The sequence below is a fragment of the Kitasatospora sp. NPDC002543 genome (genome assembly GCF_053594915.1).
This window is the reverse complement of record NZ_JBSFWR010000050.1, coordinates 49,967-57,691: the sequence shown is the minus strand read 5'-3', so window position 1 is coordinate 57,691 and position 7,725 is coordinate 49,967. Positions and strand designations below refer to the sequence as shown.

The 7,725-nt window shown below is 74.2% G+C and carries 7 protein-coding genes; 5 read left to right on the top strand and 2 right to left on the bottom strand.

The genetic code is table 11. The annotated features are described in order from the left end of the window. A partial coding sequence (locus ACWD4P_RS21680; RefSeq protein ID WP_449780665.1) for a BTAD domain-containing putative transcriptional regulator occupies window positions 1–255 on the top strand: 255 nt, incomplete at its 5' end. 133 nt (window positions 256–388) lie between these two features. Next, the gene (locus ACWD4P_RS21675; RefSeq protein ID WP_449780664.1) at window positions 389–1,108 is read left to right on the top strand and encodes a ScbR family autoregulator-binding transcription factor; all 720 of its coding nucleotides are present in this window, start codon (window positions 389–391) and stop codon (window positions 1,106–1,108) included. Window positions 1,109–1,240: 132 nt separating this feature from the next. Here the strand turns inward: ACWD4P_RS21675 and ACWD4P_RS21670 are convergent, their stop codons facing one another. Beyond that, the gene (locus ACWD4P_RS21670; RefSeq protein ID WP_449780663.1) at window positions 1,241–4,600 is read right to left on the bottom strand and encodes a DUF7507 domain-containing protein; all 3,360 of its coding nucleotides are present in this window, start codon (window positions 4,598–4,600) and stop codon (window positions 1,241–1,243) included. Between the two features lie 459 nt (window positions 4,601–5,059). On the opposite strand from ACWD4P_RS21670, the gene ACWD4P_RS21665 reads away from it, so the two are divergent. Continuing rightward, entirely contained in the window at window positions 5,060–5,851 is a 792-nt protein-coding gene (locus ACWD4P_RS21665) for a putative protein N(5)-glutamine methyltransferase (protein WP_449780662.1), read from the top strand. A 93-nt stretch (window positions 5,852–5,944) separates the two neighbouring features. Here ACWD4P_RS21665 and ACWD4P_RS21660 read toward each other — a convergent pair whose 3' ends face one another. Further along, entirely contained in the window at window positions 5,945–6,373 is a 429-nt protein-coding gene (locus ACWD4P_RS21660; protein WP_359825690.1) for a PPOX class F420-dependent oxidoreductase, read from the bottom strand. A gap of 213 nt (window positions 6,374–6,586) precedes the next feature. On the opposite strand from ACWD4P_RS21660, the gene ACWD4P_RS21655 reads away from it, so the two are divergent. Next, complete coding sequence (locus ACWD4P_RS21655) at window positions 6,587–7,033, top strand: hypothetical protein (protein ID WP_359825688.1); 447 nt, start codon at window positions 6,587–6,589, stop codon at window positions 7,031–7,033. Window positions 7,034–7,152: 119 nt separating this feature from the next. Then, window positions 7,153–7,656, top strand: a complete 504-nt coding sequence (locus ACWD4P_RS21650) for a DinB family protein (RefSeq protein ID WP_359825685.1) — start codon at window positions 7,153–7,155, stop codon at window positions 7,654–7,656. The last annotated feature ends 69 nt before the right edge of the window (window positions 7,657–7,725 follow it).

The following is a 7,725-nucleotide window of genomic DNA, read 5'->3' as shown; positions in this document are numbered from 1 at the left end:
GAGAGCCTGCACGGCCAGTACATGATCGCGCTGCACCGCTCCGGCCGCCGGGGCGAGGCGCTGGAGGCGTACCAGCGCCTGCGGAACACCCTGGTGCGGGAGTTGGGCATGGAGCCCTCGATCGGGCTGCGGAGGCTCCAGCGCTCCATCCTGCTCGCCGCACCGGAGCGCTCGCCGGACCGTTCGGCGGAGCGCGAGCCCGCCGGTGCGGCCGCCGGGCCGGAGGCGGCGGCGCGGTTCAGCCGGGTCGGCTGAACCTGTCGGCCGTCCGGGTCGGCGCCGCTTCGGCGGCACCGGCCGCGGACGGCCGTCGGAGGCCGTGGTGCCCGACCAGGGCGGCCGTGGTCTGGTCGTAACCTGCTTGTCGTTGTGAGGGGTTGTGGGACAGGTGGTCCAGGAGAGGTCGGAACGGACGCGCGGGCGGCTGGTGGAGGCGGGGGCGGCACTGTTCGACCGCCGCGGCTACGCAGGGGCCACCCTCGGCGAGATCGCCGCGGCCGCCGGGGTGACGAAGGGGGCGCTGTATTTCCACTTCGCCTCCAAGGAGGAGCTGGCCAGAGCGGTGTCCGGGCAGGCCGAGCACTCGCTGCGGTCGGCCTGCGCGGAGCTGAGGGCCTCCTCCTCCCCGCTCCAGGGGCTGATCGACGCGGGGCACTGGCTGGTCACCGCGCTCGGGACGGATCCGGTGATCCGGGCGGCCTTCCGGCTCGGTCGCGAGGACACCGGCTGGCAGCTCGGGCCCGCGACGGCCGGGTCCGCGACGGCCGGGTCCGCGACGGCCGCGCCGGGCAAGGCCGCGGCCGACCCCAGGCAGCCGGCCTTCACCGACCCGCGCGGCTTCCACAGCGTCTGGGCGGGCGTCGTGCGCGAGCTGTTGGCCGGTGCCCGCCGGGCGGGGGAACTGCGCGACCGGGCGGGAAGCCTCGGCCCGGAGACCCTGGTGGTGACCGCCGCCTGCGGCCTGGAGGTCGTGTTCGCCGACGGCTGCCCCGCCGAGGAGCGGGCCCGCCGGGTCGGCGCCCTCTGGGACTGGCTGCTGCCCTGCCTGGTGCCCCCGGGCACAGCCGGCGGCTACCGCACCAGGCCCCTGGCCCCGCACCCCGCCTGACACCCCGACCGGTCGGCTGGTCGCCCGTCCGGCCGGTCGGACGAAACCCCGCCCGTACGGCGGGCCGCCCCCGGTACCCGAAGGCACCGGGGGCGGCCCGAACGCCGTCCCGCGGCGGAGTCGCGGAGGCCGCTACCCCACGGGCCGCCCGGCGCCGGCCCGGCGGCGGGCCCGGTGGAGCATCAGGCCGCCGACGGTCATCAGACCGCCCCCGGCCAGGCTCGCGCCCACGGCGGCGGCCGGCGCACCGGCCTCCGGCAGCCCGCCCTTCGCGCCGTCCTGCGGTGGAGCCGGGTGGTGGCCCGGGTGGCCGGGGCAGCCGTGGCCCCCGCCGCCCTTGTGGTCGTGCCCCTTCGGCGGGCAGGGCGCGACGACGACGCAGAGCTCGACCGGCGGGCTCTCCACGGTCCCGCCCTCCGGGTCGACCGCGGTGGCCCGGGCGGTGTTGGTGATGCTGCCCGCCTGGGCGTCCTCCTCGGTCACCGTGTAGGTGCCCTGGCAGGTGGTGCTCTCGCCCGGTTCGAGGGTGGTCTGCTCGCAGGTCACGTTCTGGACCCGGTCGTCGTTGACGGCGACGTCGGTCAGCGTGGTGGAGCCGGTGTTGGTCACCGTGTACGTGTAGGTGACGGTGTCGCCCGGGTACACGGTGCCCTCGGCGTCGGCCCGCTTGGTGATGGACAGCGAGGACTCGCCGGCGGGGACCACAACGACGGTGACCTGGGCCGGCGGGCTCTGGACGGGTTGTCCCTGGGGGTCGTCGGCGTTGGCGTGGGCGGTGTTGGTGACGTGTCCGGCCTGGGCGTCGGCGGTGGTCACGGTGTAGGTGCCGTGGCAGGTGGCGCTCTGCCCCGGGTCGAGGGTGCTCTGGTCGCAGGTGACGCCGTGGACGCGGTCGTCGCTGACGGTGAGGTCGGTCAGGGTGGTGTTGCCGGTGTTGGTGACGGTGTAGGTGTAGTGGACGGTGTCACCGGCGTGGAACGGTCCGGCGCTGTCGGCCCGCTTGGTGATGGACAGCGAGGACACGGGGGTGACCACGTCGACGGTGGCCTGGCCGGGCGGGCTCTGGACGGGCTGCCCCTGCGGGTCCGTGCCGTTGGCGTGGGCGGTGTTGGTGACGTGCCCCGCCTGCCCGTCGGCCGCCGTCACGGTGTAGGTGCCGTGGCAGGTGGCGCTCTGCCCCGGGTCGAGGGTGGTCCGGTCGCAGGTCACGTTCCGGACGTGGTCGTCGCTGACGGTGAGGTTGTCGACGACCGCCGTCCCGGTGTTGGTGACGGTGTAGGTGTAGTGGACGGTGTCGCCGACGTGGAAGGGGCCGGCGCTGTCCGCCTTCTTCTGGAGGCTCAGCCGCGCGACGCCCGCCACCGGCAGCGTCACCTGGGCGATCGGGCTCACCACCTCCTGCCCCTGCGGGCCGGTGGCCGCCGCCTGGGCCGTGTTGGTGAGGTGGCCGAGCTGGAGGTCGGCGTCGGTGACGGTGTAGGTGCCGTGGCAGGTGGCGCTCTGGCCGGGGTCGAGGGTGGTCCGGTCGCAGGTCACCTGGGGGGCGTGGTCGTCGGTGACGAACAGGTCGTGCAGCGTCGTCGACCCGGTGTTGGTGACGGTGTAGGTGTAGTGCACGGTGTCCCCGACGTGCACCGGCCCGGCGGTGTCGGCCTGCTTGGTCAGGCCGAGCGACGACGGGCCGACCACCGTGACGGTGGCGTCGGCCTCCGGCGAGGTGACCGGCCGGCCGTTCGAGTCCCCGGTGGCGTGGGCGTGGTTGGTGACCTGCCCGGCCTGGGCGTCGGCCGCCGTGACGACGTAGCTGCCGTGGCACTGGGTGCTGTCCCCGGGGCTGCCGGCCGGCGCCAGCGTGGTGGAGTCGCAGGTGATCCCGGTGACCTTGTCGTCCGTCACCGCGAGGTTGGTCACCTCCGTCCCGCCGGTGTTGGTGACCTTGTAGGTGTACGGCACGGTGTCCCCGACGTGGAACGGCTCGGCCGCGTCGACGTGCTTGACGATGGCGATCCCCGGGGGCGCGATCACCGGCACGTTCTCCGAGGACGGCGGTGAGGTGACCGGGCCCCCGTCGGTCGTCCCGGTGGCCTGGGCGGTGTTGGCGACGTGCCCCTGGGCGGCGTCCTCGGCGGTGACCAGGTACGTCGCCGTACACGTCACCGTCTCACCGGGAGCCAGGGTGGCCACGGGGCAGCTGACCGGCCCGACCTTGGGGTCGTTGACGGCCAGGTTGCTGATCGGCACGTTCCCGGAGTTGGTGACGACGAAGTCGTACGGGATCGGGGTGCCCACCGTGATCAGGCCGGGCAGCGGCTCGTGCGCCTGCTTGACGAGGTTCAGCTCGGGCAGCGGCTGGTCGGTGTAGATCACCACGTTGCGGATCAGGTGCACGTCGGTGAACAGGCCGGTGGACCCGGCGAAGCCGAACTTGTAGGTCGAGGGCACCGGAGTCGGCGCGGGGGTCTGCAGCACCTGGTGCGAACCGGTGCCGTCGTTGAAGTCGACGGAGACCGTCAGCACCGGGGAGGGCGCGGGGGTGAGGTGGACGTTGACCCGGCGGCGTGAGGGCTCCAGCAGGGTCTGCGCCTGATCCGGGGTGACCTCGGGCGGCAGCGAGGTGAGCGGGCCCTGGAGCTTGCCGGGCAGGGTGGAGGGCCACGGGCCGTTGGTGGTGAAGTTGCTGGTGGTGGCGGTCAGGAAGCAGTAGCCGGTGGTGCCGTCACCGGGGCCGCGGACGGTGACCATGTTGGAGCCGGGCGCGGGGATGCGGAAGGACGTGCCGGCGGGGGAGCGCTGGGTGCAGCCGTTGCCGCGCTGCTCCCAGTCGCCGAAGTAGTTGCCGAGGACGTCGAGGCCGACGCCGAGGTAGCCGCGGTCGACGCCGGGAAGGAAGGCGAGGTTCGGGTTGTCGTCGGGCAGCTTCTGGGCGTAGCCGAGGCTGCCGCCGAAGGCGCCGGGGTGGGTGAGCGAGACGTCGCCGTTCACCAGGAAGAAGGAGATGCCGTCGGCCGGGGTGTTCGGCGTGGTGCTGCCGTACTGCCACTGGTCGAAGGTCACGTCCAGGCCGTTGCCGGCCGGCAGTGCCTGGTCGAAGAGCACCGCGCCGCTCTGGTCGTTGCTCGCGTCGGTGACCCGGAGGTAGCCGAGCGGGGCGCTGTTCAGCGGCGGCACCGGGCCGGTCTCGGCGGCGGGGCAGCCGCCGAGCGGGTGGTCGCCGGGCCCGGGCGTCGCGGGGGCCGCGCCGGTGAGGCAGGCGGAGCCGACGCCGATGAAGCGCGGGTCGGCGGTGGCACCGGTGAAGGTCTCCTGGAGCAGGGGTGTGCCGGTGGCCCGGACCCGCTCCGGCAGCGGTGCGGAGGGGTGGTGGGCGGGAGCGACGGCCTGGGCGAGCGGGGCGGTGAGGCCGGCGCCGAGCAGACCCAGGGTGGCCGCGGCGCCGATGAAGCGGGCCGTTCGGGCGCGAAGCCGTGACGGCCCGCGGGAGAGTCTCGTCATGGCGTTAATATGCTCGTTCGCTACGGTCCGTTATCACTGAAGTACTGTCAGTGGACCTGTCGAATCGCTCGGATGAGCGAGCGGGAGGCGGCGTGTCCCGCTGGCTCGCGGCTCGCCACAACCTGCCGCGGGCGTGGCGGGCGTGACGGACGTGACGGACATGGCGGACGTGGCGGGGCTGGCCGGACGTGGTGGGGCTGGCCGGGTGTGGCCGAAGGGCTCTTCGGAATCATTCCGATCATTCCCGCCGCTCGGGTGCGGTAGGGTGGCCGACGCCGAGTATGACCGTGACTCAGGGAGGTGAGACCCGTGACCGGAACGTCCGATCGGGTGCTCCCGGAGCGCGGCCGTGCGGGCGCCCCGCGCGCTTAGCGTGGAGGGCGCGCCGACGCGGCGTCGGCCCTCGCGGGAGCCCTGACGGAATCGTCAGCCCTCCCGTCCTCCCCCGAAGGGGTTCTCTTGCCGGTCTTCCCTTCCGCCTCCCTCCGTTCCTCGGTGGTCTCCCGGCTGCGCGCCGCCGGGTGCGTGTTCGCCGAGGACGAGGCGCGGATCCTGCTCTCCGCCGCCGCCTCGCCCGCCGACCTGGCCGCCATGGTCCGCTCGCGTGCCGACGGGCGGCCGCTCGAACACGTCGTCGGCTGGGCCGAGTTCGCCGGACTGCGGATAGCCGTCGACCCGGGCGTCTTCGTCCCGCGCCGCCGCAGCGAGTTCCTGGTCGCCACCGCCACCGAGCTGACCGCCCCGGGCGCGGTGGTGCTCGACCTGTGCTGCGGCAGCGGCGCGCTGGGCGCCGCGGTGGCGGCCGCGGCCGCGCACCCGGTCCGGCTGTACGCGGCCGACATCGATCCGGACGCCGTCCGCTGCGCCCGCCGCAACCTGGCCGGCGTCGCGGCGGGGGTCTTCGAGGGCGATCTGTTCACCGCCGTGCCGCCGGAGTTGGCCGGCCGGGTGGACGTGCTGATCGCCAACGTGCCGTACGTGCCGACCGGGGACCTCGGACTGCTGCCGCCCGAGGCACGGCTCCACGAGGCCAGGCCCGCGCTGGACGGCGGGGCGGACGGGCTGGACGTCCTGCGGCGGGTGGTCGCGGAGGTGCCGCGGTGGCTGGCGCCCGGCGGATCGCTGCTGTTCGAGACCAGTGAGCGGCAGGTGCCGGCGGCCCTCGCGGTGACCGGGGCGGCCGGGCTGGCGGCGGTGGAGAGCCGCGAGGAGGACCTGGACGCCACCGTGGTCACGGCGACGCGGCGCTGAACCGCCCGGTGGCGGAGGGTGGTTCGCCACGGCCCCCAGGGGGCGAAGGGCCCGGCCGCCGCCCCCGCGGGCGGCGGCCGGGTGCCGGTTCGGTCAGAGGTGGGTGCCGTACACGTGGTCGACCGGAATGGTGAGGAGCACCCGGCGGTCGGAGACCATCACCTCGCGGTACTCCGCCCAGTCCGGGTGCTCGCCGGCGGCGCGGCGGTAGTAGTCCACCAGTGCCTCGACCTCCGGCCCCTCGGGGTCGGTGGACGGCCCGGTCAGGGTGGCCACGCCCTCGGCGGTCGCCCAGGAGCGGCCGTCGGGCCCGGTCACTTCCAGGCTGACCCTGGGGTCCCGGCGCAGGTTGGCGGTCTTGGCGAGCCCGTCCCGGGTGGAGATCAGGATGGCGTTCGCCGTCCGGTCGTAGAACGGCATGACGGGGGAGAGCTGCGGCCGTCCGTCCGCCTTGATGGTGGCGAGGACGCCGAGGCGGCTCTGCGCGAGCAGCGCGTACGGGTCGAAAGGAGTTGCGGTCATGGGGACATCATCATCCTTCGGGTCGCTGTCGGGGGCGAGGTCCGGCGCACGGGTCGGGCGTGGCGGTCCCCGGGGGGCGGCAGGGGCGGTGGACCGGGGTGGGAGGTCGGGAAAACCGCCGTGATGTCCGGTCCGAGCCGTTAGAGTCGGTCGCGAGAACCGTGACGGTCCGTCAGCGTGCGGGTACCGTCCGAACCGAGAGGACGCCGCCCGATGGCACGCCGACGCAAGCAGGTGGAACTGCTGGAGTTCTCCGACGACCTCCACACCGACGACGTCACCCCGCTGCAGGCCTTCCTGGCCGCCCGGATGCGCGAGCTGGTCGAGGCCCAACCCGAGGGCACCAGCGCCCGGTTCGCCGCCGAGCGGCTCGCCCAGGTCACCGCCTACGACTGCGTCTTCCTCTCCGACATCCTGGTCGCCTGGGAGGAGGTGGTGCTGGAGGGCCGCAACGACGAGCCCGGCTGGACGCAGCGGATGCGCCAGGACGCCATGATCTGGTGGGAGCGGCTGTGCGAGACGGCGGGCAACTTCCGGGACCACCCCGACCACCGCGCCCGCTGGCGCCCGCTGTCCTTCATGAACCTCGCGCACGCGGAGTTCATGGCCGGGCTGACGGACCGGGCGGGCGGCGTGTACGGGGACGGGGCGCACCCGTGACCCCGTGAGCTCCTCGTCCCGTGAGCTCCTCGACCCCGTGAGCGCGTGGCCCTCCCGGGGCCTGGGGGCGGTGGCGGTCGGGCGCCGAACTGTCGGTGGCGGCTGGTACGGTCCCGCGCATGAGCAATCGTGCGCCCTTCACGGGTGGGGAGAAGGAAATCCTTCATGCGGCGCTGGACCGGCACCGCGACGTCGTGCTGTGGAAGCTGGAGGGGCTGGACGACGAGCAGCTGCGCCGTCCGATGACACCCTCCGGGACGAACCTGCTGGGCATGGTGAAGCACCTCGGCGGTGCCGAACTCGGCTGGTTCCGGGAGGCGTTCGGCCGGGAGACGGGTCCGCTGCCGTTCGACATCGACGCCGACGCCGAGTCCGACATGCGGGTGGAGCCGCACGAGTCGACGGCGGACATCCTGGCGTTCTACGCGCGGGCCCGGGCCGGTGCCGACGAGGCGATCCGGGAGCTCGCGCTGGAGGACGTCGGCACCTCCTGGTCGGGCAACTCCGTCTCGCTGCGCTGGGTGCTGGTCCACATGGCCACCGAGACGGCCCGGCACACCGGGCACATGGACATCCTGCGCGAGCTGATCGACGGCGGGACGGGGCACAGCAAGCGGGGCTGAGGCCGCTCCCGCCCCCCGTCCGGACCATCGGGCCACTGGTCGCCGGGCCCGTGCGGCCGGGCCCGGTGA

Excerpts from the sequence above, each read along its gene's own strand:
- ACWD4P_RS21655 (WP_359825688.1), top strand. The coding sequence starts at position 6,587 with ATGGCACGCCGACGCAAGCAGGTGGAACTGCTGGAGTTCTCCGACGAC.
- ACWD4P_RS21650 (WP_359825685.1), top strand. The coding sequence starts at position 7,153 with ATGAGCAATCGTGCGCCCTTCACGGGTGGGGAGAAGGAAATCCTTCAT.
- ACWD4P_RS21660 (WP_359825690.1), bottom strand. The coding sequence starts at position 6,373 with ATGACCGCAACTCCTTTCGACCCGTACGCGCTGCTCGCGCAGAGCCGC.
- ACWD4P_RS21670 (WP_449780663.1), bottom strand. The coding sequence starts at position 4,600 with ATGACGAGACTCTCCCGCGGGCCGTCACGGCTTCGCGCCCGAACGGCC.